Here is a 26,527-nt window from a genome sequence, read left to right on the forward strand (position 1 = left end):
AAAAGAACCAAGTAGTACGAATGTGCTACTTGGTTCTTTTAATATAGTACTCGCCATAAATAAAAAGTTGCATAAGACTCCCAATTAGCCCAGTTTGCCGCGAAATCTTTTATTTCATTTTTAGTCGGTTTATTTTCGGAACCTGTTATAAATTTAATTGCATTATGCAGACCAACATCATCAATTGGAAAAGCTGAAGGAAATCTTAAACAACGCATTAAAACATAGTTGGCAGTCCATGGGCCTATACCATGGATAGCGGTTAATTGTTTCTCAGCAACCTTTACATCTTGTGTTTGCAGTAAATCCTCTTTTGATAGTTTTCCCTCTGTAATAAGCTTCGCAATACCGATTAAATATTCACATTTTCTAGTCGTCATTTTTAATTGTTGGAGATCTTCTACATGTAGATTTGCAATTGTTTCAGGTGATGGGAATATCCAATGCTTTCTACCGTCCCATTCTACATAACTTCCAAATTGCTCAACTAATCTTCTTTTTAGCGTATAAGCATATGATAGGTTAATTTGTTGACCGATAATTCCCCAGGAAAGTGCCTCAAATAAGTCTGGAATACCTAAAGTACGAAGGCCATAATATTGTTCAATTGGTCCTTGAAGGAGTAAATCATGTTTAGCTAATGTATAAAAGGGGGCTAAATCAGTAGTTAAATCAAACCATTCTTTTACATAGTTAGCTACAGCTTCACGTATCGATTTTTCAGATGTGTATGATTCTTCTAAACAAAGTATTTGAATATTGCCATCTGTATTCACACTAATTTCAACTAAAGGATTTACATCTTGAACAGGGATAACTTTATAAATTTTGTTATCTTCAATATGGAACATACATTCATTGTTAGAACGTGATAGATAACGTAAATTTTCTTGGAAACAAAATTCTTTTGGAACTGCTATAGATAATGCGCTATTATATTCTGCTGTCATATGAATTCCACCTGCAACTTTTCTAATGTAAGCAATTTTTTCTTCATTTCTAATCCACCCCTAAATCCGGTTAGTTTCCCATTCTTCCCAATAACGCGGTGACAAGGAATGGTAATAAGAAGAGGGTTAGCAGCAATAGCAGAAGCAACGGCGCGCACAGCTTTAGGTTTTTGAATTCTTTCAGCAATTTCTGTATAAGAATAGGTCTTTCCATAAGGAATTTCACGTACCGCATTCCAAACAGATGATTGAAAATTAGTTCCATAAGCATCGATAGGGAATGTAAAAGTTTCTCGCTTGCTTTCTAAATATTCGATAATTTCTTTCGTATATATTTGCAAGTAATCTGGACTATGGATCAATATATGTTGGGGCAGTTTTTTTCTAGCCCATATATTTAATTCTTCAAAGTTTTCGTCTTGTGATCCAATGAAACATAGTCCATTTTCAGTTGCAGCAATATGAAATCGCCAATTTTTATGTGTAAGTAGCGTCCAATATATATAATTATTTTTGTAGGAATTCATTATCGTATCCCTCTTTCATTTCGTTCTTTTTTCGATATTCAGTAGGAGTAAATCCGGTTTTCTTTTTAAATAAAGTTGCGAAATACTCTGGGTTTTCTATCCCGACAGCAGTACTAATTTCTTTAATAGATTGATTTGTGTGTAAAAGGTATTCGGTTGCTTTAAGAACCCTGAATTGTTGTATATATTCTATAGGAGTTAGCCCTATTATTCTTTTGAAAGTACGCTGTAAATGAAAAGGGCTACCATGACACATTTCCGCAAGCATGTCGAGAGTTAAGGGTTCGTCATAATGCTTTTCGATATAGTCTTTAATTTGTTCTACCCACTCTTCATTAGGTAAAGTGATCCCGTTTGGCTTACAACGTTTGCACGGGCGAAAGTTTTCACTTAATGCTTGTTCTGCATGATGAAAAATTCGTACATTGTTTCTATTCGGTATTCTTGATTTGCATGATGGCCTGCAAAAGATTCCAGTTGATTTCACAGCATAAAAGAATTTGCTATCATAGGAAGAATCATTATGAATAATTGCATGCCAATACTCACTCGTTAATGTTAACCCTTCATTGTGCAAAAACATCACCTCTGAAAGTAGTATAACCTGAATAAAGTGCGTATGTACGTATTTACAAATGTAAGAGCAAGATTACAAAGATGAACATATGATTGTTTTTCTATTTTGTGATAGCATGAACTTTGAAAGTGAACATCAAGAGGAGGACTATAAGTGAAGTTAATTTCATGGAATGTAAATGGTTTACGTGCAGTTATTGCAAAGGGTGGATTTTTAGAATATCTCGAAGAATCTAATGCAGATATATTTTGTCTGCAAGAGATTAAATTGCAAAGTGGCCAAATTGATTTAAATCTAGAGGGATATTATACATACTGGAATTACGCTGTGAAAAAAGGGTATTCGGGAACGGCTATTTTTACAAAAAAAGAACCGCTTTCTGTTACATACGGCTTAGAAATTGAAGAGCATGATCAAGAAGGGCGACTTATTACATTAGAATTCGAAGATTTTTACATGATCACGTTATATACACCAAATTCAAAACGTGGATTAGAACGATTAGATTACAGAATGAAATGGGAAGATGATTTCAGATCCTATATCAAACGATTAGATGAGAAAAAACCAGTTATTTTTTGTGGAGACCTAAATGTTGCTCATAAAGAAATCGATTTAAAAAATCCAAAAAGTAATCGTAAAAACCCTGGATTCTCCGATGAGGAACGAGAGAAATTTACATGTATTTTAGAAGAAGGATTTATTGATACGTATCGTTACCTTTATTCTGATCAAGAAGGTGCATACTCGTGGTGGTCGTATCGTATGGGCGCGAGAGCGAAAAATATCGGATGGCGTTTAGATTATTTTGTTGTTTCGGAAAGAATGAAAGACCAAATAACAGAAGCGAAAATTAATAGTGAAGTAATGGGATCAGACCATTGTCCAGTTGAATTACATATAAATTTCTAAAAAAAGAAGTATCTCCCTAAAATCAGGCGGATACTTCTTTTTTTAATTCAGTTTGTTAAAATTTTTCAAATCATTCTTGAAATAATTTCATATTAAATATATACTTAGTAACGATAATCATTATCAGTAGAAACGGTTATCAAGTGATGAAGGTGTAAAAGAATTATAGTCTAGGGGAAGTGAACGTGAATGAGTTCTGGATAAAATTATTAATCTAATGAAATATATATTTGAGACAAGGTTCATATAGTTAAATTTTATTGAGAATATAGTTTGAAAATTCGAGAGGAGACATATAAAGATGAACAAGAAATTATTTACTTTAGGGATGGTTACAGTTTTAAGTGTAGGTTTAGCGGCATGTAATAGTGCGGATAAAACTTCAGGCGAGCAAAAACAACAGACAAAAGCTACGGAAACGAAAAAAGATGAAAAACGAAAAATTACATATTTAGGTAAAGAATATACAGTGCCAGCAAAAGTAGATAAAATTGCGACAGCTAGTTTAGAGTCAATGGAAGATGCGGCGGTACTTGGAATTAAACCAGTTGGTGCCATTACTGTAGGTGGTAAATTACCAAAATACCTTGAAAAAGAGTTAGAAGGTGCGAAATCTGTTGGTGAGAAAATGCAACCAAATTTCGAAACATTACTACAATTAAAACCAGATGTTATTACATCGAGTACGAAATTCCCAGCAGAAACAGCTGAAAAGTTTACGAAAGTAGCTCCTACATTCCCGGTATCACACGTTTCAACAAATTGGGAAGATAACTTAAAGTTAATGGGAGAATTAACTGGTAAAAAAGATAAAGCAGAAAAAATTATTAAAGACTACAATTCGGACGCTGAAAAAGCAAAAGCAAAACTAGGAGATAAGTTAAAAGATAAAAAAGTACTTGTCATTAGATTAAGAGCAAACGAATTATTCTTATATCCAGATGGAGTATACTTCAACCCTGTAATTTATAAAGATCTTGGACTAACTGCTCCAGAACAATTGAAAACTGTAAAAGCACAAGAGAAAATTTCATTTGAAAAACTTGCTGAACTTAACCCAGATTATATTTTCTTACAATATGAGGCAAGTGAAAATAAAAACCCGAAAGTGTTAGAAGAAATTGAAAGTAATCCAATTTGGCAAAGTATGAATGCTGCGAAGGAAAAGAAAGTATTTGTAAATGTTGTAGATCCAATGGCACAAGGTGGTACTGCTTGGAGTAAAACAGCATTCTTAAAAGAAGCAGTGAAAAATTTATCTAAATAATACAATAAGTAAGGTGCGTTGAATGATATGCAGAAAACAAATGCAGTACCAGTAACCATATTATGTATAGCACCCATACTCATCTTATTTACAGTTATACTTTCGATTTTGTATGGGGCGAAAAGTATTGATGCTGAAACAGTGTGGAACGCATTATTGCATTTTGATTCAAGCGATGTAAATCATAATATTATTATTACTTCACGTTTACCAAGGGTAGTTGCAGCTCTTTTAGTCGGAGCATTTCTAGCCATATCAGGAGCACTTATGCAGGGGATGACAAGAAACTATCTTGCATCCCCTTCTATTATGGGTGTGACGGATGGCGCTGCCTTTGTTATTACACTTTGTATGATCTTTCTTCCGGGAATGTCATCAATTGGTATGGTTTTATGTTCAATGATTGGTTCTGCACTAGGAGCCGGTATCGTGTTTGGTTTTGGTTCGCTCCTTCAAAATGGCTTATCACCAGTTAGGTTAGCGATTATAGGGACAGTTATTGGAACATTTTTAAGCAGTGTATCGGCTGCAATGGCTTCATATTTTCAAATTTCTCAAAATGTTAGTTTTTGGTTTAATGCAAAATTAGATCAAGTAGATCCTAATATCATTAAAATCACGATACCGTTTGGGATAATTGGAATAATTTTAGCGCTGTTAATATCAAAATCTATTACCATTCTTTCATTAGGCGAAGAGGTTTCTATTAATTTAGGGCAGCGTACAAAACTAGTTAAAGCGATGGCAATTTTATCAGTTATCTTTTTAACAGGAACAGCAGTTGCTTTAGTGGGGAAAGTTGGTTTTGTAGGTTTAATTATTCCGCACATTACTCGCTTTATAATTGGGGTAGATTATAAGTGGATTTTGCCATGTGCAGGCGTTATTGGTGGCGTTTTCTTAGCGTTATGTGATGTTTTAAGTAGATTTGTAAATTATCCATTTGAAACGCCAATTGGAGTCGTAACATCTTTAATTGGAATTCCTTTCTTCCTTTATTTAATTCGTACAAGAGGAGGAGAGAGACATGCTTAAAAGTTCAAGTCAACGTTTTGGAATGACGATGGGGATTATTGTATTTTTAATACTATGTGCCATTTACATTAGTTTAACGAATGGTACGTTTGATATTACGATTACAGATGTATTTAAAACACTTTTTAGAATTGATCCAGTACCAGAACATGATTTAGTTATTTTTGAGTTTCGCCTTCCGCGTATTGTAATTGCTGGATTAGTAGGATTAGGCCTTGGTGTTGCGGGTGCCGTTATTCAAGGGATTACAAGAAATGGATTGGCAGACCCAGGTATTTTAGGCGTAAACGCCGGAGCAGGAACAGCCATCGTTATTTTTATGTTTTTCTTTCAAGGGCAACTAAAGAGCACAGATTGGATTTCTATAATGATGATGCCTATGTTTGGTTTAATAGGTGGATTAGGTGCAGCGCTAATCATTTATTTGTTTTCTTGGAAAAACGGTAAGTTAGATTCGCAACGACTGTTATTAACAGGGATTGCAATCGGTTCAGGGTTTGGAGCATTCTCTATGTATTTATCACTCAAAATGAAGTCAACCGATTTCGAGATGGCTGCAGTGTGGGTGTCTGGAAGTATATATAGTGCAAACTGGAAGTATATTGTGGCTATGTTACCATGGCTTATTATCTTAATTCCGCTTATACAAAAGAAAGCTTATTTATTAGATTTATTTCAATTGGAAGAAACGAGTATTACAAGTTTAGGTGTTTCAGTAGAAAGAGAGAAATCGATTTTACTGTTAAGTAGTATCGGACTTGTGAGCGCATGTGTTGCTGTTTCAGGGAGTATTGGTTTTATTGGACTAATGGCACCGCATATAGCGAAAAGACTTGTCGGTATTCAACATAAGTATATAATTCCTACGTGCGGCGTAATAGGAATGTTTCTTGTAATTGCTTCAGACTTTATTGCGAAAACAGTTTTCACACCTGTAGAGCTACCAGTTGGAATCGTTATTTCTATTGTCGGTGTACCGTATTTCTTATATTTACTTTATAAGGCGAAAGCGTAAGAGGAGGAATAAAAGTGAGTATTTTAAGTGCAAAAAATTTAGAAACAAGTTATGAAAAGCTTACAGTGTTTCGCGATTTAAATGTGGAAATACAAGAAGGAAAAGTAACGACAATTATAGGTCCAAACGGTTGCGGTAAATCGACATTGTTAAAAACAATGGGAAGAATTTTAAAACAAAAAAGCGGAAAAGTATATTTGCAAGGGCAAGATTTACATACAATTCCAACGAAAGAAATTGCGAAGCAGTTAGCTTTACTCCCGCAAACGCCAATTGCACCAGGTGAACTTAAAGTGGAAGAATTAATTTCTTATGGACGCTATCCACATCGAAATAACGTAAATAAGTTAACGACAAAAGATAAAGAAATGATTGATTGGGCATTAGATATAACGAAAACTTCTGAATTTCGGACGAGAAAAATTGCAAATTTATCGGGCGGTCAAAGACAAAAGGTATGGCTAGCGATGGCATTAGCACAAGAGACAGAAGTGTTGCTATTAGATGAGCCAACTACATACCTTGATATGTCTCATCAATTAGATGTATTACAAATTGTGGAGAAGTTAAATAAAGAACATAATTGTACGGTTGTTATGGTATTACATGATATTAATCATGCAGCAAGGTTTTCAGATGAAATTATTGCAATGAAGGAAGGAGAAATTGTTATAACTGGTAGCCCAGAAGAAATCATTACAAATGAAGTGTTAAAAGAAGTATTTCATATTGATGCGCGTGTCATGATTGATCCGTATAACGGGGCTCCTGTTTGTTTCGGTTATGATAGCGTTGTATCTCAAGAAGAAAAAATCGAAATATATGTAACAAGTTAAAAAGGGGGGGATAGGGTGAATACTACAGTTGAAAAACAGCAGATTATAACATCTAATACAGAGCAGTGGAAAATGTATTCAAAATTAAAAGGTAAAGAATATCAAATTCATATTTCAAAGCCGAGGCAACCAGCACCGGATTCAGGATATCCTGTCATTTACGTATTAGATGGCAATGCCTTTTTTCAAACATTTCATGAAGCAGTTAAAATACAATCAGTAAGAGCGGAAAAAACCGGTGTTTCACCAGCTGTTATAGTAGGAGTGGGTTATCCAATTGAAGGCGCATTTTCAGGGGAAGAAAGATGCTATGATTTTACGCCTAGCGTAATTTCAAAAGATGCTCCTTTAAAATCAGATGGTAAACCGTGGCCTAAAACAGGAGGAGCACATAATTTCTTTACTTTTATTGAAGAAGAACTGAAACCACAAATTGAAAAGAATTTTGAGATTGATAAAGGTAAGCAAACGTTATTTGGGCATTCTTTAGGTGGACTATTTGCTCTCCATATACTATTTACAAACTTAAATGCTTTTCAAAATTATTTTATTAGTAGTCCATCTATATGGTGGAATAATAAATCTGTACTTGAAAAAGAAGAGAACCTTATACATGAATTAAACAATGCTAAGTTTGAAACAGGAGTGTTCCTTACAGTTGGGTCACTAGAACGAGAGCATATGGTTGTAGGTGCAAATGAATTATCAGAGCGCCTTCTCCAAGTAAACCACGATAAACTTAAATTTAAGTTTTATGAAGCTGAAGGGGAGAATCATGCATCTGTTGTGCCGACGTCTTTAAGTAAAGGATTGAGATTTATTAGTTACGTATAGGAAAAAAGGTAAGCAATTGCTTACCTTTTTTCCTTATTGTTTAAAGGCAACGTATCCATCAATTAAAAAACTAGTGAAAAAGTGAGTCATTTGAGTAAAGCCACATTCCTCCATAATGGTTAATAAATTAGCTTCGGAAATAGGAAATATTTCTGTTTCAAAAGAATTTTCAAATCGGTCCCAATCTTCTAATGGAATTTGATTTTGCATCATATGGTTGCGCCAAGCATGTAATTGTGTAGAAAACATACTTGTATGGGGTACACCATTTATTGAAGAGAGAAAGAATGGCGCACCAGGCTTTAGGCGACTACTAATATCATTAATAAGTTCTTTTTTCTCCTTATTAGTTGGAATGAAGTGCAGGACAAGCATACAGGTGGCAGCGTCAAATAACTGATTTGGTAATAATGTATGGATAGTTCCATGTACAAGATGAACATGGTTTTGTATGCCTTCGTTTTTAATTCTTTTTTTAGCTAACTGTAGCATGCTTTCAGATGGATCGACCCCTGTAAAAGATAAATTGTTATTTTGTTTGCCTATTGAGAGAATTTCTTGTCCGCCACCAGCACCTATAACTAGTAAATTTGGATTCATGTTTTTTATAGGGAGTGTAGTAAATAAAAAATGGTTCATCATTTCATATAGGTGGTAGTAGCCTGGGATTTTACATGGAATTCTTTGTTCATATGAATTTACGGTAGTATCATTCCAATTCATTTTTAACCTCCTAAGTATGTGTTTTATAGGTTTATTATGAAATGAAATTATGAAGGGGAACAATCCCGTAAATCTGGGGGGGAAGAGGATGCATGAAAAAACAATGAAAGAAATTAAAATGGTAGCGAATCATATAAGTTCTATAAGATCATTTCAAGAGTCATTTCTCCACTTGATACGTAAAGTTATTGATTTTGACGCCGCTTGTTTTACAACTATAGACCCAATTTCTTTTTTATCTACTGGGGCATTTACCGATGAGAGTGTTGAAAAGATTCATCCACAATTGTTTATGAATGAATTTTTAGAAGATGATTTTAATAAATTTAAATGTTTAACAGAACACTCTCCTCATGTTGCTTCTCTAAGTATGGCGACAAATGGTGAACAAAAGAAAAGCTCTAGATACCGAAATATTTTAAAACCAGCAAGTTTTGGAGATGAATTAAGGGGCGTTTGTATGAGTAAGGGGAAATGTTATGGCCATCTTAGTTTATTTCGAGGAAGTATAAGTCCCGCTTTTCATATCGATGATTGTAAGTACTTAGCAACGATAGTCCCAATCGCTGGAGAGGCTTTAAAGAAGACAGTTTCTATACCTTTTTCAGAAGAGAAGGTGATAGGCACAGGTACGATTATAGTAAGTGAGGATTTTAGTGTATTATATTGGAATCAAGGTGGCAGCGAGTGGCTTTCAAATCTTAGAAAGCATGAACAGTTAAATATAAAAGAAATACCAAGGCCAATACGTGCGGTTTGTTCGAAAGTAAAGGCTAACGAGTATAATGTAGGGTGTATGAATAGAGAAGAAAACGTTTGTCTACCTTTAGCCTATGGCCATTTTTTAATCATTCGGGCTAGTAAGTTAGAACGTACAAGTAGTTTTCAAGGTGGTTATATTGTTCTATTCGAAAGAGCAAGACCGGAAGAGATTTTTCCACTTATTATGGAAGCTTATAGTTTTACAATACGTGAGAAGCAAGTAATACGTAAAATTCTTACAGGTATGTCGACAAAGGAATTAGCCCAAGAACTTTGTATATCTATATACACGGTACAAGATCATTTAAAATCCATTTTTGAAAAGACTGGGGTAAGTAGCAGAAATGAACTTGTGTGGGAAGTATTTTCGAAGTTTTGCTTTGATGTCAATGAATGAAAATAAAACAACTCTACAAAGATCACATGAAGTACGGTGGATGAGTTGTAGGATTGGACTTAAAAAGGTTATGGATGAAACGTTCCATAACCTTTTTTGATATGTAGAATTGTCCTTTTTGAACGTTTTGTTTCAACTTTTCGTCTAAAGAGACAAAAAGTTGTCACAATTCGGTCACAATTAGCATAAACATAAAATAGACGAAATGAACTTATTTCCAAAAAAGCTTAGTTCATTCCAATCATGATTCGTAGAGCTGCAAAAGCATGGATTAAAAGTTCACTATATTTTCAAGGAGGTAGATCGTATGAAAACTATTCTTGCTATCGCTGGGCTTATTTGGGTTTTATCACATGGAATTCCAATTTATGAAGGAGAACAAATTCGCAGTGCTCTGAATAAAAATTTTAATGAATATCATGTTATTGATCGGCAAGATAATGTTGTGACAGTTCGTGTAAATGACTGTTTTCATACGGTAACCGTGGAAGGAACTTCAGTAGTGAATGATGAAAAAGTATGTGATCAGCAATAATTATATATAGAAGGAAAAAAGTCTCAATTTATACACGTATAAATTGAGACTTTTGTATTTATGGATGAATAATAAGAGGGGATGGATAATCCCCTCTTATTATTTTTTTGAAAAAAGGAAAGGGTATCATGATAATTGAGGCTGAGAAGCTAATAAGTTGTTAAGAATAGGCATAAAGTGTAAATATACTCTTATGGGGTATCATGCGTAGATATTTAATGCTATAATTGGTATACTCATAAAAACAATTGTTTTATTGGATGAAGAGAAACTTTAAGAAGGTGATAATATGGATCATAAAGAGAATGAAGCAGTAACACATAGATCAGAAAAAGAAAAAGAACAGATTATAAATAGATTAAAGAGAATTGAAGGACAGGTTCGCGGTATTCAAAATATGATTGAAAATGATCGTTATTGCGTGGATATTTTAGTGCAAATTTCAGCGATTAATGCAGCGATGAAAAAAGTAGGAATGGGCGTTCTCAAAAATCATACGAGTCATTGTGTTTCAGGAGCTATTAAAAATGGAAATGGTGACGAAGCAATTGAAGAATTAATGACAGTATTTGAACGTTTTTCAAAAGCGTAAAAACAAGCTAGTATTTAACTGGCTTGTTTTTTTGTTTACCCTTATATTGGATTTTGGTGTATTGTAGTGAAAAAGTGTGTGTAAAATAAACTTTTAGAAAATAATTGAAAAATCATGATATAAAACCATTGATTACCTTAGGGGGGTATGGTAAGATGTAATTGTGATTAACAAACAATGAATAAACAAGAGGAGGATTTTAAATGGAACAGTTAACATTACAAGTTGAAGGTATGTCTTGTGGACATTGTGTAAATGCTATCGAAAGCAGTGTGAAAGAGCTAAACGGTGTTGAACAAGTGAAGGTTCAATTAGCAGAAGGAACTGTTGAAGTTACTATCGATTCGTCTGCTGTAACATTAAAAGATATCGTTGCTGTAATCGAAGATCAAGGATACGATGTTCAATAATTATTTTTAGATATGGAGATAAATCGTACTTTAAATGAAGTACGATTTATTTTGCTAATAATTATACCTCATAAGGGTATATAGAGGTGAGAGACATGAATGAAAAAAAAGAGGCCAATCTTCAAATATCAGGAATGACATGTGCGGCATGTGCAAATAGAATTGAAAAAGGTCTAAAAAAAGTAGAAGGTGTTCATGAGGCAAATGTAAATTTTGCGCTTGAAAAAACAAAAATAATGTACGATCCAACTAAAACAAATCCGCAACAATTTAAAGAAAAAGTTGAATCGTTAGGATATGGAATTGTAAGTGATAAAGCTGAATTTACTGTTTCAGGAATGACATGTGCAGCATGTGCAAATAGAGTTGAAAAGCGTTTAAATAAGTTAGATGGTGTGAACAAGGCGACAGTAAATTTTGCTTTAGAATCAGCCACAGTAGACTTTAATCCTGATGAAGTTAATGTAAATGAAATGAAGAGCGTGATTACGAAGCTAGGATATAAATTAGAAGTGAAACCAGATGATCAAGATGCATCAACTGATCATCGATTACAAGAAATTGAGCGACAAAAGAAGAAGTTTATTATTTCGTTTATTTTATCTTTCCCATTATTGTGGGCAATGGTTAGTCATTTCTCATTTACTTCGTTTATTTATTTACCAGATATGTTAATGAACCCTTGGGTGCAACTAACACTTGCAACTCCTGTTCAATTTATCATTGGTGGACAGTTTTATGTTGGGGCTTATAAAGCGTTACGCAATAAAAGTGCTAATATGGATGTTCTCGTGGCGCTTGGAACGTCGGCCGCCTATTTCTATAGTGTATATTTAAGTATTCAATCTATTGGTTCTTCGGAACATATGACAGATTTATATTTTGAAACGAGTGCGGTACTTATTACATTAATTATTTTAGGTAAATTATTTGAAGCGAAAGCAAAAGGGCGCTCATCAGAAGCGATTAAAAAATTGATGGGTTTACAAGCGAAGACAGCTACAGTTGTGCGAGATGGAACAGAAATAAAAATTTTGATTGAAGAAGTAGTAGCTGGTGATATCGTCTATGTAAAGCCTGGTGAAAAAATCCCAGTAGATGGGGAAATTGTAGAAGGAAAGTCAGCGATAGATGAATCGATGTTAACAGGCGAAAGTATTCCGGTTGATAAAACAATTGGAGATGGAGTAATCGGTTCTACAATAAATAAAAATGGGTTTTTAAAAGTGAAAGCCACTAAGGTAGGCAGAGATACTGCATTAGCTCAAATTATTAAAGTAGTAGAAGAGGCTCAAGGTTCAAAAGCTCCTATTCAAAGGGTAGCAGATCAAATTTCAGGTATTTTCGTACCAGTTGTAGTTGTGATTGCAATTATCACATTTGCAGTGTGGATGCTATTTGTTACACCTGGTGATTTTGGCGGAGCACTTGAGAAAATGATTGCCGTACTTGTTATCGCTTGTCCGTGTGCATTAGGGCTTGCAACGCCTACATCTATTATGGCAGGATCAGGAAGATCGGCTGAGTATGGTATTTTATTTAAGGGCGGGGAGCATTTAGAAGCAACACACCGATTAGATACAGTTATTCTAGATAAAACAGGTACTGTGACAAACGGGAAGCCGGTGTTAACAGATGTAATTGTAGCAGATGGATTCCGTGAAGAAGAAATACTACGTTTAGTAGGGGCAGCAGAAAGAAATTCTGAACATCCACTTGCAGAAGCGATTGTAGAAGGAATTAAAGAAAAGAAAATTGATATCCCAAGTTCAGAAACGTTTGAAGCGATTCCAGGATTCGGTATCGAATCAGTTGTAGAAGGAAAACAATTATTAATTGGCACACGTCGATTAATGAAGGAATTCAATATTGATATTGAAGAAGTTTCTAAATCAATGGAAGCGCTAGAACGAGAAGGAAAAACAGCAATGCTTATTGCAATCGATAAAGAATATGCCGGTATAGTTGCCGTTGCAGATACTGTGAAAGATACTTCAAAAGCAGCTATCGCAAGACTGAAAAAAATGGGTCTAGACGTTGTGATGATTACAGGAGATAATACACAAACTGCTCAGGCGATTGCAAAGCAAGTTGGTATTGATCACGTAATTGCAGAAGTATTGCCAGAAGGAAAAGCAGAAGAAGTGAAAAAACTCCAAGCACAAGGTAAGAAAGTAGCAATGGTTGGAGATGGAATAAATGATGCTCCTGCTCTTGCTACGGCGGATATCGGTATGGCAATTGGAACAGGAACGGATGTAGCGATGGAAGCGGCAGATATTACGTTAATCCGTGGGGATTTAAATAGTATTGCTGATGCGATCTTTATGAGTAAAATGACGATAAGAAATATTAAACAAAATTTATTCTGGGCATTAGCTTATAACGCGTTAGGAATTCCAATCGCGGCATTAGGCTTCTTAGCACCTTGGGTTGCTGGAGCAGCGATGGCATTTAGTTCTGTATCCGTTGTATTAAATGCATTAAGATTACAAAGAGTTAAATTAAAGTCTTAAAAAGCTACATTAAAGTAATTGAATAGAATTAAAAAACAATACTTTGAATAAGTATTGTTTTTTTGTTCGTATAGAAATTAAAACGATATAATAAAGAAGAAATATGGAATCGTATGTAGTAGAAAAGTTAAGAGGTAGTTTGGTAAGGAGACTTATATATGTTAAAAGATATTATAGTTAGAACATTTCAGAAAGAAGATTTAGAGCAAGTATTACAATTGTTCTATGAGACAGTTCATACGGTTAATGCAAAAGATTATAATGAGTTACAGCTACAGGCGTGGGCACCAAATCGACTAGATAGAGAAAGCTGGTTAAAGTCTTTAGAGAAGAATATTAGTTATGTAGCGGATCATAACGGTGTGATATTGGGATTTGGGGATTATAACGATGATCATTACGTAGATCGTTTATTTACACATAAAGATTATCAAGGGAAAAGAGTCGCTTCATACATACTACAGATGTTAGAAAAAGAAGCAGTGAAATTGGGGCATAGGGAGATATATACAGAGGCGAGCATTACCGCAAAACCTTTTTTTAAAAGTAAAGGTTTTATTTGCATAAAAGAACAAAAGAAACAGCATAATGGTCAGATTTTTATTAATTATGTTATGAAAAAAATATCCTTCTCATAAATGAGAAGGATATTTTTCATTATTTTACAGCTTCTTTTAGTTCTTTACCAGCTTTGAAAGCAGGTACTTTAGAAGCTGCGATTTGCATTTCTTCACCAGTTTGTGGGTTACGGCCTGTACGAGCAGCTCTTTCGCGAACTTCGAATGTACCGAATCCGATAAGTTGTACTTTTTCACCAGCAGCTAAAGTGTTAGTGATTGATTCTACTACAGTTTGTACAACTACAGTAGCTTCTTTTTGAGAAATCTCAGCATTTTGTGCTACGTTTTTAATTAATTCTGTTTTGTTCATGTTTTTCACCTCATATGTAAATAATGCTATTTAAGTTGTTATTATAACGTATAAAACATTCGAGAACAAGTGTACGTACATATATTCGCAAAAAAAATGAAATTTGTAATATTTTTTAGGACACTTTATAGACATTCCATTTAAGCGGATAGAGATTTGTTCTTCATTTCAGTCTTCTCTTGATGAGAAGGTAGTTTCTTATTATAAGATATGAAGTAAGGTAGTGCTACAAATAACATACCCCCTACTAAATTTCCAAAGAAAACAAAAATAAAGTTTGGAAAATATTCAGCCCAAGTGAAATGACCGGCAAAAATCGCAGCTGGGATGACAAACATATTGGCTACAACGTGTTGAAATCCAATCGCAACAAAAGTCATAACTGGGAACCAAATACCGATAATCTTTCCGATAAATTCTTTACTTCCCATACTGAGCCAAACAGCTAAACAAACGAGCCAATTACATCCGATTGCAGAAATAAATGCTTGCAATGGTGTATCTTGTAGTTTCGCTTGAGCGATAGAAATAGTTTTCGCTAAAAAAGCTCCTTCAGTTAAGCCGACGATATGACCGAAAAAATAGGCTACGAATACAGCTCCTATGAAATTGCTAAATGTAACAATAACTAAATTTCGTATGAAATAAAATAAAGTAATTTTCTTTTGGAACCAGGCCATAGAAACTGTCATCATGTTACCAGTAACTAGTTCACCGCCTGCAAGAATAACGAGAATAAGACCAATAGGGAATACAGCAGCGCCTAGAAAACTAGAAAATGATCCCCAATATTTTGGCATTGTCCCAATAACATGAATATCGAGTAAATACCCTAATGAGATAAAAGCACCACCAAAAAAACCAAGAATTAGCATAGGGAGCAATGATAAATGACCTTTTTTCCTTCCTGAATTCGCAGCAAGTTTCGTAATTTCTTCTGGTGTAAATACAGACATGAATAACCCCTCCGTAATAAAATGATGGAATGAATAGAAAAAATTCAAAAATCTACGTATTATAAAAATATGTTATGACTTCTGTATAAAATTGTCAAAGTGAATAGAGAGGGAACGACATATTGATAACATTGTTCATGTTGTCACATTAATGTAACAATAAGGATTTAAAGTGTTTCTAGAGGTGAAAACATGAATACGAATCATGTAAAAAAAGAACGAAAAAAATCAATCGTAAAGATATTTATTATTATTTTTATAAGTATATTAATGATACCAGTAAGTTTGTATTATTATGCGACAGAAATAGAACGAAAATTAGTAACAGTTACGTGGAATGAAATAGAAGCTTCTGCAATTCCTAAAGAATTTAATAATAAAAAAATATTACAGTTTTCAGATGTACATTTAGGACCAGAGTTTACACTGAAACAACTTGAACATTTAGTGGAGAAGATGAATGAATTACATCCAGATATAGTAGTTTTTACTGGAGATTTAATAGATAAATTTGGGTCTTATAGTGCGGAAAGAGAAGAAGCGAAGGCTATTTTGCAGAAAATTTACGCTCCCTTAGGGAAATATGCTGTGTTTGGGAATCATGATAGGGGCGGGGGCGGTAGTTTATTTTACAAAAAATATATGGAGGAAGCTGGTTTTTCTGTATTAGTAAATGAAGTGCAGAAAATTAAAGTGGAAAACGGCAAATATATTACAATATCAGGTTTGGATGATTTTCTATTAGGGAAGCCGCAAATAGATTCAACTTTAAAAAACTTGAAACAAAATGATTTCAACATGTTATTAGTACATGAGCCGGATGTTGTAACCAAAATCAATCGTTACCCAGTTGATCTTCAACTGTCAGGACATAGTCACGGAGGACAAGTCCAAATTCCTTTTGTAGGTCCGTTAATTACTACCAAACTAGCTGAGAACTATGTTGAAGGTATGTATGAAGTAGAGGGGAAGAGTAAGCCGTTATATTTATATGTAAATCGTGGCATTGGGACTACTAGGATGCCTGTTAGATTTTGGAGTGTACCTGAACTTTCAATTTTTGTGTTGAAGCAAAATAGTGACTAGAATAGTAGGAGGACTTTTAGAGAAAGTTCTCTTTTTTTAATGGTTAAATACTGAATATTATGTAAGTTTTGTTTAAAGTGTTAAATAAAGAAAGGGGAATTTCTAGGATAGAAACATGGCATAAAGAATTGGAAAGTTTATATAACCAAATAGTTTCATGACGAAGAGATTTTCATCAATATCCAGAGCTATCGTTGCAAGAAATAGAAACGCCGAGAAAAATAGCTGAAATCTTAAAAAGTTTTCATATTGATGTGAAAACAAATATCGGGAGCAGAGGAGTAATCGGCGTAATTGAAGGTGGAAGACCTGGGAAGACGATAGCGCTACGTGCTGATTTTGATGAACAAGCAATGTTAATTGGTGGTAAATTACTTTTAAGTCTTGTGAATAGTTATGTAAGAGATGAAAAAGAATCTCTTCATCATGTAGAAGTGAAAAAGTAATTTACATAAATAAAAAACAACAATAGGTTATGTAACCTATTGTTGTTTTTTATTATTTTTGCAAGGAAAGATTATCAAAATATGTTCTGTAAGTATTAGAGAATTCAAAGTTGTTTTTTGCATCCCAATTAATAGACCAAGACATTAGGCCGCGGAATGCAGGATAGCCACTCTGATTTGAAAGTTTATACTTTCCTCCGAAAGGAATGCCCTTAATGATATAATCTAAAGCTTTTTTCATTTCAGTTGGAGAAATGTACCCGCCACTTGGAGCGGCCGCTGGAGCTGCAGGAAGTCCAATCATGACTTGATCCGAACGAAGAGCTGGGAAAATGTTATTTGCATTACCACCTACAGGAAAACCATGTAAGAGCATATCCGCCATAGCGACTTCGTAGTCTGCAGTACCTTGATTGTAGTTATTACCGTCCATTCCAATCCCGCTACCAGCATTGTAGTGTTGAACGTGAATGTATGTTAGTTTATCTTTCACTCCATAAATAATTGGTAAATATGCACCCCAGATGCTTCCGTATGCGCTATAACCGCCTTGAACATAAGCTGTTTCAGGAGCCATGCTTAATAGAAAATCTGGACCATAATGATCTGAGATTGTTCGAATAGCTGATATAAGATTTACGATTTGAGGAGTAGTTGGGTTTTTGAAATTAGTGTCATTTCCGTTTAAGTAAATACCCGATTCAAGGTCAATATCTATTCCATCAAAATCATATTTATCAATCAGAGATTGTATGGAATTAATAAAACGTTGCTTAGCGGCATTGTCAGGGAGTAAAACGACCCCATTTTGTCCACCTATTGAAAGAACTACTTTCTTTCCTTTACTTTTTAAATAAGAAATATCTGATTTGAATTCTGCATCTGTACCATATACAGGGGAAAATTCAACAGTGGAACGATCACCACCAGTTTCACCGAAAGATACATTGATTACATCCCATTTTGGTGAAACGTCTCTTAATTTAATAATGCCAGTACCGTTATCGAAGTTATGCCAGTATCCAACGAGTAATTTTGAACCTAAATTGTTTGCTGCTTGTGTTTGGAAAGGGGATAGCGGTAGTAGTAAGAACATTACTAAAATACAACAAAAAAATTTGAACTTGTTTAACATATTAACACTCCTATACAAAAAGTTGTCTAGATGTATAATCTTGTTTATTTAATGATATCTGAAAATTCTTTCTTTTGTAAGAGGACTATAATTTTCTCAACAATTGTGTATGGGAAAGTATTAAACCTAATGAAATAATTTTTGAAGGAGATTGAATTGCAATTGTTAAATTCAGAATATTTTGATATATTTTAAAGTATAGGACAAAATCTTTCGCACAGTACTCTTACATAAATTTCAAAATTTAGTTTGGAAGGGGATGTACAAGAGTTGGATAAAAATCTTAAGAAAGACCTCAAAATACGCCACATTACAATGATCTCAATTGGTGGCGTAATAGGAGCTGGTTTGTTTGTTGGAAGTGGTGCGGTTGTGCATTCGGCAGGACCTGGTTCTATCGTTTCATATGCATTAGCAGGGCTTCTAGTTATTTTCGTTATGAGAATGCTGGGGGAAATGGCAGCTATTAATCCGACAAGTGGTTCATTTGCAACATATGCAAGAGAAGCAATTGGTCCATGGGCAGGTTATACAATTGGGTGGCTATATTGGTTTTTCTGGGTAATTGTTATTGCAATAGAAGCTACAGCAGGTGCTGGTATTATTCAATACTGGATTCCGGAAATCCCACTCTGGTTATTAAGCTTAATATTAACGATTTTATTAACGTTGACGAATGTTTTCTCGGTGAAATCATTTGGAGAATTTGAATATTGGTTTTCATTTATTAAAGTAATAAGTATTGTTTTGTTCCTTTGCTTAGGTCTTGCTGTTATTTTAGGATTTGTACCAGGAACGGAAGCACCTGGCACTTCGAATTTAGTAGGGCAAGGAGGGTTTATGCCAAATGGTATAAGTTCGGTGTTACTTGGAATCACCGTCGTTATATTTTCATTTATGGGATCTGAGATTGTTGCTGTAGCCGCTGGAGAGTCTGCCGAACCTGTAAAAGCAGTAAAAACAGCAACAAATAGTGTGATTTGGCGTATTCTCGTATTTTTCATTGGATCGATCGCTGTAGTTGTTACACTCCTTCCGTGGAATTCAGCGAACATACTAAAAAGCCCATTTGTGGCGGTATTGGAACATATAGGGATACCAGCGGCAGCACAAATTATGAATTTTATCGTTTTAACAGCTGTACTTTCTTGTTTAAATTCGGGTTTATATACGAACTCAAGAATGCTTTTTTCAATGGCAGAAAGAGGAGATGCACCAAAGGCATTTTTGAAATTGAATAGTAGTGGTGTTCCGGTTCGGGCGGTTTTATTTGGAACTTTCTTTGCTTACATTGGAGTTGTTTTTAGTTACATATCTCCAGATAAAGTATTTTTATTTTTAGTGAATGCATCTGGCGGTATTGCATTACTCGTTTATCTCGTTATAGCAATTTCACATTTCAAGATACGTAAAAAAATGGGGAAAGCAGAACAACAAAATTTGAAAGTGAAGATGTGGCTTTTTCCATATGTAACATATGTTACAATTGCTGCGATTATAGCAGTTTTAGTTGCAATGATCGCAATTGAATCTTTACGTTCACAGGCACTATTAACGATGCTTGTTACTCTTCTTATAATAATTTCTTATTTTATTTTTAATAGAAATAAAAATAGTACAGTATTGAATTCCGAAAGTAAAAATGAGGAATCTGTTCGATTCTAATTTCTTGTTTTAGAAGAGAGTTACACCCAATCATTGCTATAAAAGAATCATAGAAACAAGTAATTACTATTGTCATAGTGAATATAAACTTTTTTCTTGACTTTTTATATGAAGGCGAGCAGAATGGTAAAAAAGGAAGGGGGGATGATGTTGGAAGAGTACGTATTAGAGCTGTATAACTTGTTATATACGACAGAATGGCAAGATATTGTTTCGTTTCTAGGAATAGTATTTTGCATGAAAATTGTAATTGTATATATGGAAGAGCAAGGTATGTTCTATTCCTTCTCATCTCCGTTCGATGTGCAGCGCGAGCCGTTGCTAAACTATGCCAATGTGAATTACGAACAATTTCCTTTTGTACTATTCTTTATGATTCGATTTATAACAGCAATTGTAAAGAAGAAGGAAAGTGATGATGAAGAGTGCCACGCAACTTGTAAGGTAGCTAATGTTTTTTAAGCTAAATACAAGGAGGAGATTTATATGTGGTTTCGATTTCTTATGATTGGTTTCTTTTCATTAACAGCAATTTCATTAATGGGATATCAAGTGTCTGAAATTTTTCAAGCATATAGCGATACATTTTTTAACAAAAATTAATCGCGTTGCTATTTGAATAATAAAGCGATAAAATCCTTCTTAAGAAGTTTTATTAAGAAGGATTTTTTTCTTTGTCTTGTCTTGCTGTGTCAAACTATTGTCACATTTACACTGTGAATAATATGTTAAAATAGTGAGGTTATGTATACATACTTGAAGGAAGAGGGAGTGACCATTTTGGTGAATCAATCAACAAATCAGAAAAGCTATGCTCCTATTGTGATAACGCTTTCTGTAATTGTAAATGCGATTATTTTATTTTTGTTCTTTGGACCTGTTGGCTATGAAGGAGAAGTACATTTTGATGTAACAATTTTACCAATGTTAAATGCGATTTTTAATAGCTTTACGTTCGTATTCTTATTAGCAGCTTTATACTCTATTATTAAAAAGAATGTGAAAATGCACCGTGGTTTTATCCTCGCAGCATTTACAACGACGTTGCTATTTTGTGTTTCTTATTTATCGTATCATTACTTGGCGCCAGCAACACATTTTGGCGGAGAAGGGTTCATTAAATATGTGTACTTCATTATTTTAATTACGCATATTATCCTTGCTGCAATTATTGTACCACTTGCATTGTTTGCACTTGTATTTGGTTTTACAAATCAATTAACACGTCACCGTAAAATTGTACGTTGGACGATGCCAATTTGGTTATATGTAAGTTTATCTGGTGTTATTGTTTACTTAATGATCTCACCTTATTATCAATAAAAGTCTCAGCCCTTAGGCTGGGGCTTTTTTGTTAAGCAAATCTTTTTGTGAAATGAAAAAAATATGGTATACAAAAGTATAGTTGCTTTTCATATAGAAGGGATGGTAAAGAAATATGCAAAATTTTGTATTTCGTAATCCAACGAAACTTATTTTCGGTAAAGATCAATTAGAACAGTTAAAAACTGAAATTCCACAGTTTGGTAAGAAGGTTCTTCTCGTATATGGAGGAGGCAGTATTAAAAGAAACGGTATTTATGATAATGTAATTTCTATTTTAAAGGATATTAATGCAGAAGTATTTGAATTGACGGGTGTTGAACCGAATCCTCGTGTATCAACTGTAAAGAAAGGGATTCAAATTTGTAAAGATAATGGAGTTGAATTTATTTTAGCAGTTGGTGGAGGAAGTGTAATCGACTGTACGAAAGCGATTGCTGCTGGTAGCAAATATGATGGAGATGTATGGGATATTGTAACGAAAAAAGCATCTGCTAGTGAGGCATTACCATTTGGCACTGTACTTACTCTTGCTGCGACAGGTTCTGAAATGAATGCAGGCTCGGTAATTACAAATTGGGAAACGAATGAAAAGTATGGATGGGGAAGCCCAGTTACATTCCCGCAGTTTTCAATTTTAGATCCAGTTCATACTGCATCTGTACCGAGAGATCAAACGATTTATGGTATGGTAGATATTATGTCACATGTATTAGAACAATATTTCCATCATGGAACGAATACAGAACTACAAGACCGTTATTGTGAATCTGTTTTAAGAACAGTCATTGAAACAGCACCTAAGCTTTTAAGTGATTTAGAAAATTATGAGCATAGGGAAACAATTTTATATTGCGGAACGATGGCGTTAAATGGCATTTTAGCGATGGGAGTAAGAGGTGACTGGGCAACTCATAATATTGAACATGCAGTTTCTGCTGTTCATGATATACCGCATGGAGGTGGGCTTGCGATTTTATTCCCGAACTGGATGAAACATGTTGTAGAGGAAAATGTAAGTCGTTTTAAACAGTTCGCTATTCGTGTATTTGATATAGAAACAGATGGCAAAACAGATAAAGAAGTGGCGTTAGAAGGAATTGAGGCACTGCGTCAATTTTGGACTTCAATTGAAGCGCCAGCAACATTAGCTGATTACGGTATTGGAGAAAATGAAATTGATATAATGGCTAATAAAGCGATGGTGTATGGTGAATTTGGTAACTTTAAAAAATTAAATAAAGATGATGTTCTAAGTATATATAAAGCTTCTTTATAAGTGAATTTAGAAAAGAAACCTATTTGATTGTTTGATCGAATAGGTTTCTTTTTTGCTGTTTATAAGCGTTTATGAATGTTTGTGATTATTTTTGACTGTTTATGGTTGATTTTTGTGACCGTTTTCATTATACTGTAATCAAAGAAGAGGTGAATAAAATGTTAACTCCTGAACGTCATCAAATGATATTGCAACTTGTAAAAGAACAGAAAGTTGTAAAATTACAGCAATTAGTTGAAAGAACAGAAAGCTCTGAGTCGACAATTCGCCGTGATTTAGCACAATTGGAAAAGCAAAGGTTATTAAAAAGAGTTCATGGTGGTGCCGCTGTTTTAACAGGAAAAGGGCAAGAACCAACGATGGTTGAAAAATCATCCAAAAACATTCAAATAAAACAACAAATTGCTAATTATGCGGCTAGCGTTGTTGAACAAGGTGATTGTATTTATTTAGATGCAGGGAGTACAACATTTGAAATGATTCCATTTTTAATCAATAAAGATGTTACTGTCGTTACGAATGGACTTATGCATATTGAAGCTTTAGTTGAAAATAATATTCGTGCGTATTTACTAGGCGGAATGATGAAGAGTAGGACGAAAGCTTTAATCGGTGCTATGGCACAGGAAAGTATGCAGAAGTATCGCTTTGATAAATGTTTTTTAGGTGCAAATGGTGTACATGAACAGCTTGGCTTTACAACGCCAGATCCAGAAGAAGCGCTCCTAAAACAAATGGCATTAACATTAGCAAACGAAGGATATTTCTTAATTGATGAAAGTAAGTTTTCAGAAGTTGCGTTTGCGAAAATTGCAAATGTTGAAGATGCAAATATTATTACAAACCATTTAGAAATTGATTTAGAAAAATATAAAAAACAAACCAATGTAATTGAGGCTGATAAACAATGATCTATACAGTTACTTTAAACCCATCTATTGATTATGTAGTGCAAGTTCCTTCTTTTGATTTAGGAACAATAAATCGAGCGGAGAAAGATATGAAGTTTCCTGGAGGAAAAGGAATTAATGTTTCTCGTGTTCTTCAGCGTTTAGGTGTTAAAAATATAGCACTTGGATTTACTGGTGGATTTACTGGTCAATTTATTAAAGAGGTATTACAGACGGAAGGTGTAACAACAAACTTCGTCCAAGTAGATGAAGATACTCGCATTAATGTGAAAATAAAAGGGAAAGAAGAAACAGAATTAAATGGCCAAGGTCCTATTGTAACAAAAGAGCAGTTCGAACAGTTAATGAAAAAAATTGAGAGTATGCAACCTGGAGATTGTGTTGTACTCGCTGGGAGTGTACCAGTCTCTATTCCAAGTACCTTTTACGAATCAATCGCTGCGTTTGGAGCTGAAAAAGGTATTCGTGTAGTAGTAGATGCAAGTGGAAGTGCACTGCAACATGTAATTAAAAATAAGCCGTTTTTAATTAAGCCAAACCACCATGAACTTGGTGAGTTGTTTGGAGTGGAGCTTTCAACAGTAGAAGACATTTTACCTTATGGAAGAAAATTAATTGAACAAGGTGTAAAACACGTTATCGTATCGATGGCTGGAGAGGGAGCTTTATTATTTACGGCAGAAGGTATATATGAAGCGACTGTTCCAAAAGGTGTTGTAATTAATTCAGTTGGGGCCGGAGATTCTCTTGTTGCAGGGTTTGTAGGCAAATATGAACAGACAAAAGATATTGAAAAGGCATTTCAATACGGCGTTGCAACAGGGAGTGCAACAGCATTTTCAGCTGATTTATGTAAGAAGGAAAAAGTAGAAGAATTATTGTCGCAAGTAATTGTAGCTAAGCGATAGGGGGAAGCAACATATGAAAATTACAGAACTATTAAAAAGGGATACAGTCATTATGGATTTGACAGCTTCAAATAAAGAAGCTGTCATAGATGAATTAGTTGAGAAATTAAACGGGGCAAATCGTTTAAATAGTAAAACGGAATTTAAAGAAGCTATTTTAAAGCGGGAGTCCCAAAGTACGACTGGAATAGGGGAAGGTATTGCAATACCTCATGCGAAGACAAAGGCTGTTAAACAACCATCGATTTGTTTTGGTAGAAGTGTAAGCGGTATCAATTATGAGTCGCTTGATGGACAACCGGCACACTTATTCTTTATGATTGCTGCAAGTGAAGGAGCGAATAATACTCATTTAGAAACGTTGTCTCGTTTATCGACATTATTAATGGATGAAGGGTTTCGCAAGCAACTATTAGAAGCGAAGGATGAAAGTGAGCTTCTTCAACTATTTGATGAAAAAGAGAATGAAAAAGAAGAAGAGATTGAAGTTGCAAAACCAGAAGGAAATGAACCGTACGTACTTGCTGTTACAGCTTGCCCAACTGGAATCGCTCACACATATATGGCGGCGGATAGCTTAAAAGCAAAAGCGGCAGAGTTAGGAATAGCGATTAAAGTTGAAACGAACGGATCAACAGGTATTAAAAACGGTTTAACGAAAGAGGATATTGAACGTGCAACAGCTATTATTGTTGCGGCAGATAAACAAGTAGAAATGAATCGTTTTGCTGGTAAACATGTCATTCAAGTGCCAGTTGCTGATGGGATTAGAAAAACGGAAAATCTGCTTAAACGAGCTGTCAAACAAGATGCACCAATCTTTAAAGGTGTAAAAGAGGATGGGAAAACAGAAAGTATTGAGAGAGAAAAAGGATTAGGAATTTATAAGCATTTAATGAGCGGTGTAAGTAATATGCTTCCATTCGTTGTTGGTGGCGGGATTTTAATAGCGCTAGCATTTTCGTTTGGTGGTATAAAGGCGGAAGGTCCTTTAGCTGAATTGTTCATGTCAATTGGTGGAGGAAAAACAGGTGCGTTTTTATTCCTTGTACCAATTTTAGCTGGATTTATTGCAAGCTCTATTGCTGATCGTCCTGGTTTTATGCCTGGTGTTGTAGGTGGATTTTTAGCGGCGAATGCGAATGCTGGATTTTTAGGTGGATTAATTGCTGGTTTCTTAGCTGGATATGTTGTTTTAGGGTTAAAAAGATTATTTTCAGGACTACCAGTACAATTAGAAGGAATTAAACCTGTTTTGTTATATCCAGTCTTTGGATTATTGATTACAGGAGTTGTAATGCAAAAAGTAGTAATTCCGCCTGTAGTAGCATTAAATGAAATGTTGACAGGGTGGTTAAATGGTTTAAATGGTACGAATGCTATATTACTAGGTCTTATTTTAGGTGGTATGATGGCAATTGATATGGGTGGTCCAATTAATAAAGCGGCATTTACGTTTGGTATTGCTGCAATAGAAGCACAGAATTTTGGAGTGCACTCAGCAGTTATGGCTGGTGGTATGGTACCGCCACTTGCGATTGCATTCGCAACTACATTCTTTAAATCAAAGTTTACAGAAGCGGAACGTAAATCTGGTTTAACAAATTATATTATGGGAGCATCGTTCATTACAGAAGGTGCGATTCCGTTTGCAGCTGCAGATCCGGTTCGAGTAATCGTAAGTTGTGTTGTTGGTTCAAGTATTGCAGGTGCGTTATCTATGTTATTCCAAATTACATTACCGGCACCGCATGGTGGATTATTTGTAATAGCATTAGTAAATAAACCGTTACTATATATTTTCTCTATATTAATTGGAACGATTGTCTCGGCTATTATGCTAGGTGTTTGGAAAAAGAAAGTTCAATAACAAATGAAAAGAGAGCAGCTTTTAGTAGCTGCTTTCTTTTTATTACAAAAAAATAGGTTAACAATGGAATATTGATGCTTTTTGGTAAAAGATGTAATGAATTTTGGGTTTTTTGTAACAAAAAAGTAAC

General features: G+C 34.5%; 27 protein-coding genes and 1 pseudogene. 21 read left to right on the forward strand and 7 right to left on the reverse strand.

Annotation, left to right across the window (positions count from 1 at the left end; genetic code table 11):
• Window positions 1–38: 38 nt before the first annotated feature.
• Genes N2V92_RS16280 through N2V92_RS16290 form a run of 3 tightly spaced genes read right to left on the reverse strand, consistent with a single transcriptional unit; the run spans window position 39 to window position 2,054 of the window.
• Entirely contained in the window at window positions 39–950 is a 912-nt protein-coding gene (locus tag N2V92_RS16280; RefSeq protein WP_000123502.1) for a DNA-3-methyladenine glycosylase 2, read from the reverse strand.
• Entirely contained in the window at window positions 947–1,477 is a 531-nt protein-coding gene (locus N2V92_RS16285) for a methylated-DNA--[protein]-cysteine S-methyltransferase (protein ID WP_001089834.1), read from the reverse strand. Before N2V92_RS16285 ends, N2V92_RS16280 begins: the two co-directional genes overlap by 4 nt.
• A complete protein-coding gene (locus tag N2V92_RS16290) occupies window positions 1,458–2,054 on the reverse strand; it encodes a bifunctional transcriptional activator/DNA repair enzyme AdaA (RefSeq protein WP_016077359.1) in 597 nt (198 codons plus the stop codon). Before N2V92_RS16290 ends, N2V92_RS16285 begins: the two co-directional genes overlap by 20 nt.
• A 153-nt stretch (window positions 2,055–2,207) precedes the next feature.
• On the opposite strand from N2V92_RS16290, the gene N2V92_RS16295 reads away from it, so the two are divergent.
• From N2V92_RS16295 to N2V92_RS16320, 6 genes are all read left to right on the forward strand, one after another.
• Window positions 2,208–2,966, forward strand: coding sequence for an exodeoxyribonuclease III (locus N2V92_RS16295; protein WP_000767606.1), 759 nt, complete (start codon window positions 2,208–2,210; stop codon window positions 2,964–2,966).
• A gap of 301 nt (window positions 2,967–3,267) precedes the next feature.
• A complete protein-coding gene (locus N2V92_RS16300) occupies window positions 3,268–4,233 on the forward strand; it encodes an iron-hydroxamate ABC transporter substrate-binding protein (RefSeq protein WP_001035504.1) in 966 nt (321 codons plus the stop codon).
• 27 nt (window positions 4,234–4,260) lie between these two features.
• Window positions 4,261–5,268, forward strand: a complete 1,008-nt coding sequence (locus N2V92_RS16305) for a FecCD family ABC transporter permease (RefSeq protein ID WP_170264799.1) — start codon at window positions 4,261–4,263, stop codon at window positions 5,266–5,268.
• Window positions 5,261–6,283, forward strand: a complete 1,023-nt coding sequence (locus N2V92_RS16310) for a FecCD family ABC transporter permease (protein WP_000920455.1) — start codon at window positions 5,261–5,263, stop codon at window positions 6,281–6,283. Before N2V92_RS16305 ends, N2V92_RS16310 begins: the two co-directional genes overlap by 8 nt.
• 14 nt (window positions 6,284–6,297) lie before the next feature.
• Window positions 6,298–7,119 (forward strand): ABC transporter ATP-binding protein, encoded by an 822-nt coding sequence (locus N2V92_RS16315; RefSeq protein ID WP_016077360.1) that lies wholly within the window; start codon window positions 6,298–6,300, stop codon window positions 7,117–7,119.
• Window positions 7,120–7,134: 15 nt separating this feature from the next.
• Complete coding sequence (locus N2V92_RS16320; RefSeq protein ID WP_016077361.1) at window positions 7,135–7,953, forward strand: alpha/beta hydrolase; 819 nt, start codon at window positions 7,135–7,137, stop codon at window positions 7,951–7,953.
• Window positions 7,954–7,986: 33 nt separating this feature from the next.
• Here the strand turns inward: N2V92_RS16320 and N2V92_RS16325 are convergent, their stop codons facing one another.
• A complete protein-coding gene (locus N2V92_RS16325) occupies window positions 7,987–8,676 on the reverse strand; it encodes a class I SAM-dependent methyltransferase (protein WP_016077362.1) in 690 nt (229 codons plus the stop codon).
• Between the two features lie 88 nt (window positions 8,677–8,764).
• Between N2V92_RS16325 and N2V92_RS16330 the strand changes: the two genes are divergently transcribed.
• The 6 genes from N2V92_RS16330 (at window position 8,765) to N2V92_RS16355 (ending at window position 14,526) form a co-directional block, all read left to right on the forward strand.
• Window positions 8,765–9,835, forward strand: coding sequence for a helix-turn-helix transcriptional regulator (locus tag N2V92_RS16330; RefSeq protein WP_000544759.1), 1,071 nt, complete (start codon window positions 8,765–8,767; stop codon window positions 9,833–9,835).
• Window positions 9,836–10,142: 307 nt separating this feature from the next.
• Window positions 10,143–10,370: a hypothetical protein gene (locus N2V92_RS16335; RefSeq protein ID WP_000849105.1), complete on the forward strand. Its 228-nt coding sequence runs from the start codon at window positions 10,143–10,145 to the stop codon at window positions 10,368–10,370.
• A gap of 289 nt (window positions 10,371–10,659) precedes the next feature.
• Window positions 10,660–10,962, forward strand: a complete 303-nt coding sequence (locus N2V92_RS16340) for a metal-sensing transcriptional repressor (protein ID WP_000349643.1) — start codon at window positions 10,660–10,662, stop codon at window positions 10,960–10,962.
• 203 nt (window positions 10,963–11,165) lie between these two features.
• On the forward strand, window positions 11,166–11,372 hold the full coding sequence (gene copZ, locus N2V92_RS16345) for a copper chaperone CopZ (protein WP_000436973.1): 207 nt from the start codon (window positions 11,166–11,168) through the stop codon (window positions 11,370–11,372).
• 95 nt (window positions 11,373–11,467) lie between these two features.
• Complete coding sequence (locus N2V92_RS16350; protein WP_001003184.1) at window positions 11,468–13,888, forward strand: heavy metal translocating P-type ATPase; 2,421 nt, start codon at window positions 11,468–11,470, stop codon at window positions 13,886–13,888.
• A 158-nt stretch (window positions 13,889–14,046) separates the two neighbouring features.
• Window positions 14,047–14,526: a GNAT family N-acetyltransferase gene (locus N2V92_RS16355; RefSeq protein ID WP_000910172.1), complete on the forward strand. Its 480-nt coding sequence runs from the start codon at window positions 14,047–14,049 to the stop codon at window positions 14,524–14,526.
• A 19-nt stretch (window positions 14,527–14,545) separates the two neighbouring features.
• Here N2V92_RS16355 and N2V92_RS16360 read toward each other — a convergent pair whose 3' ends face one another.
• Both N2V92_RS16360 and N2V92_RS16365 read right to left on the reverse strand, forming a co-directional pair.
• Window positions 14,546–14,818, reverse strand: coding sequence for an HU family DNA-binding protein (locus tag N2V92_RS16360; protein WP_001043904.1), 273 nt, complete (start codon window positions 14,816–14,818; stop codon window positions 14,546–14,548).
• 140 nt (window positions 14,819–14,958) lie between these two features.
• On the reverse strand, window positions 14,959–15,774 hold the full coding sequence (locus tag N2V92_RS16365) for a formate/nitrite transporter family protein (RefSeq protein ID WP_000110552.1): 816 nt from the start codon (window positions 15,772–15,774) through the stop codon (window positions 14,959–14,961).
• A 192-nt stretch (window positions 15,775–15,966) separates the two neighbouring features.
• Between N2V92_RS16365 and N2V92_RS16370 the strand changes: the two genes are divergently transcribed.
• Window positions 15,967–16,860 carry a metallophosphoesterase gene (locus tag N2V92_RS16370; RefSeq protein WP_001095333.1) on the forward strand — a complete coding sequence of 298 codons (894 nt, stop codon included), beginning with the start codon at window positions 15,967–15,969 and terminating at the stop codon, window positions 16,858–16,860.
• A gap of 107 nt (window positions 16,861–16,967) precedes the next feature.
• Window positions 16,968–17,204 (forward strand): annotated as a pseudogene (locus N2V92_RS16375) (amidohydrolase); the annotation flags it as partial.
• A gap of 154 nt (window positions 17,205–17,358) precedes the next feature.
• Here N2V92_RS16375 and N2V92_RS16380 read toward each other — a convergent pair.
• Window positions 17,359–18,441 carry a chitinase gene (locus N2V92_RS16380; RefSeq protein ID WP_000932447.1) on the reverse strand — a complete coding sequence of 361 codons (1,083 nt, stop codon included), beginning with the start codon at window positions 18,439–18,441 and terminating at the stop codon, window positions 17,359–17,361.
• Between the two features lie 270 nt (window positions 18,442–18,711).
• On the opposite strand from N2V92_RS16380, the gene gabP reads away from it, so the two are divergent.
• The 7 genes from gabP (at window position 18,712) to N2V92_RS16415 (ending at window position 26,397) form a co-directional block, all read left to right on the forward strand.
• Window positions 18,712–20,106, forward strand: a complete 1,395-nt coding sequence (gene gabP / locus N2V92_RS16385) for a GABA permease (RefSeq protein WP_000360101.1) — start codon at window positions 18,712–18,714, stop codon at window positions 20,104–20,106.
• A gap of 123 nt (window positions 20,107–20,229) precedes the next feature.
• Window positions 20,230–20,568 carry a hypothetical protein gene (locus N2V92_RS16390; protein WP_003309818.1) on the forward strand — a complete coding sequence of 113 codons (339 nt, stop codon included), beginning with the start codon at window positions 20,230–20,232 and terminating at the stop codon, window positions 20,566–20,568.
• Window positions 20,569–20,886: 318 nt separating this feature from the next.
• A complete protein-coding gene (locus N2V92_RS16395; protein ID WP_000248061.1) occupies window positions 20,887–21,429 on the forward strand; it encodes a DUF420 domain-containing protein in 543 nt (180 codons plus the stop codon).
• Window positions 21,430–21,544: 115 nt separating this feature from the next.
• Window positions 21,545–22,708, forward strand: a complete 1,164-nt coding sequence (locus N2V92_RS16400; RefSeq protein WP_016077363.1) for an iron-containing alcohol dehydrogenase — start codon at window positions 21,545–21,547, stop codon at window positions 22,706–22,708.
• Window positions 22,709–22,866: 158 nt separating this feature from the next.
• Window positions 22,867–23,619: a DeoR/GlpR family DNA-binding transcription regulator gene (locus N2V92_RS16405; RefSeq protein WP_000957288.1), complete on the forward strand. Its 753-nt coding sequence runs from the start codon at window positions 22,867–22,869 to the stop codon at window positions 23,617–23,619.
• The gene (pfkB, locus tag N2V92_RS16410) at window positions 23,616–24,527 is read left to right on the forward strand and encodes a 1-phosphofructokinase (RefSeq protein WP_000640856.1); all 912 of its coding nucleotides are present in this window, start codon (window positions 23,616–23,618) and stop codon (window positions 24,525–24,527) included. Before N2V92_RS16405 ends, pfkB begins: the two co-directional genes overlap by 4 nt.
• A 13-nt stretch (window positions 24,528–24,540) precedes the next feature.
• Entirely contained in the window at window positions 24,541–26,397 is a 1,857-nt protein-coding gene (locus N2V92_RS16415) for a PTS fructose transporter subunit IIABC (RefSeq protein WP_000704609.1), read from the forward strand.
• Window positions 26,398–26,527 lie beyond the last annotated feature (130 nt).

The organism is Bacillus sp. CH_48, from assembly GCF_038008465.1.
Taxonomy (GTDB): Bacteria; Bacillota; Bacilli; order Bacillales; family Bacillaceae_G; genus Bacillus_A; species Bacillus_A thuringiensis_S.

Excerpts from the sequence above, each read along its gene's own strand:
- N2V92_RS16280 (WP_000123502.1), bottom strand. The coding sequence starts at position 950 with ATGACAGCAGAATATAATAGCGCATTATCTATAGCAGTTCCAAAAGAA.
- N2V92_RS16285 (WP_001089834.1), bottom strand. The coding sequence starts at position 1,477 with ATGAATTCCTACAAAAATAATTATATATATTGGACGCTACTTACACAT.
- N2V92_RS16300 (WP_001035504.1), top strand. The coding sequence starts at position 3,268 with ATGAACAAGAAATTATTTACTTTAGGGATGGTTACAGTTTTAAGTGTA.
- N2V92_RS16305 (WP_170264799.1), top strand. The coding sequence starts at position 4,261 with ATGCAGAAAACAAATGCAGTACCAGTAACCATATTATGTATAGCACCC.
- N2V92_RS16310 (WP_000920455.1), top strand. The coding sequence starts at position 5,261 with ATGCTTAAAAGTTCAAGTCAACGTTTTGGAATGACGATGGGGATTATT.
- N2V92_RS16325 (WP_016077362.1), bottom strand. The coding sequence starts at position 8,676 with ATGAATTGGAATGATACTACCGTAAATTCATATGAACAAAGAATTCCA.
- N2V92_RS16330 (WP_000544759.1), top strand. The coding sequence starts at position 8,765 with ATGCATGAAAAAACAATGAAAGAAATTAAAATGGTAGCGAATCATATA.
- N2V92_RS16335 (WP_000849105.1), top strand. The coding sequence starts at position 10,143 with ATGAAAACTATTCTTGCTATCGCTGGGCTTATTTGGGTTTTATCACAT.
- N2V92_RS16340 (WP_000349643.1), top strand. The coding sequence starts at position 10,660 with ATGGATCATAAAGAGAATGAAGCAGTAACACATAGATCAGAAAAAGAA.
- copZ (WP_000436973.1), top strand. The coding sequence starts at position 11,166 with ATGGAACAGTTAACATTACAAGTTGAAGGTATGTCTTGTGGACATTGT.
- N2V92_RS16350 (WP_001003184.1), top strand. The coding sequence starts at position 11,468 with ATGAATGAAAAAAAAGAGGCCAATCTTCAAATATCAGGAATGACATGT.
- N2V92_RS16355 (WP_000910172.1), top strand. The coding sequence starts at position 14,047 with ATGTTAAAAGATATTATAGTTAGAACATTTCAGAAAGAAGATTTAGAG.
- N2V92_RS16360 (WP_001043904.1), bottom strand. The coding sequence starts at position 14,818 with ATGAACAAAACAGAATTAATTAAAAACGTAGCACAAAATGCTGAGATT.
- N2V92_RS16365 (WP_000110552.1), bottom strand. The coding sequence starts at position 15,774 with ATGTCTGTATTTACACCAGAAGAAATTACGAAACTTGCTGCGAATTCA.
- N2V92_RS16370 (WP_001095333.1), top strand. The coding sequence starts at position 15,967 with ATGAATACGAATCATGTAAAAAAAGAACGAAAAAAATCAATCGTAAAG.
- N2V92_RS16380 (WP_000932447.1), bottom strand. The coding sequence starts at position 18,441 with ATGTTAAACAAGTTCAAATTTTTTTGTTGTATTTTAGTAATGTTCTTA.
- N2V92_RS16390 (WP_003309818.1), top strand. The coding sequence starts at position 20,230 with ATGGTAAAAAAGGAAGGGGGGATGATGTTGGAAGAGTACGTATTAGAG.
- N2V92_RS16400 (WP_016077363.1), top strand. The coding sequence starts at position 21,545 with ATGCAAAATTTTGTATTTCGTAATCCAACGAAACTTATTTTCGGTAAA.
- N2V92_RS16405 (WP_000957288.1), top strand. The coding sequence starts at position 22,867 with ATGTTAACTCCTGAACGTCATCAAATGATATTGCAACTTGTAAAAGAA.
- pfkB (WP_000640856.1), top strand. The coding sequence starts at position 23,616 with ATGATCTATACAGTTACTTTAAACCCATCTATTGATTATGTAGTGCAA.
- N2V92_RS16415 (WP_000704609.1), top strand. The coding sequence starts at position 24,541 with ATGAAAATTACAGAACTATTAAAAAGGGATACAGTCATTATGGATTTG.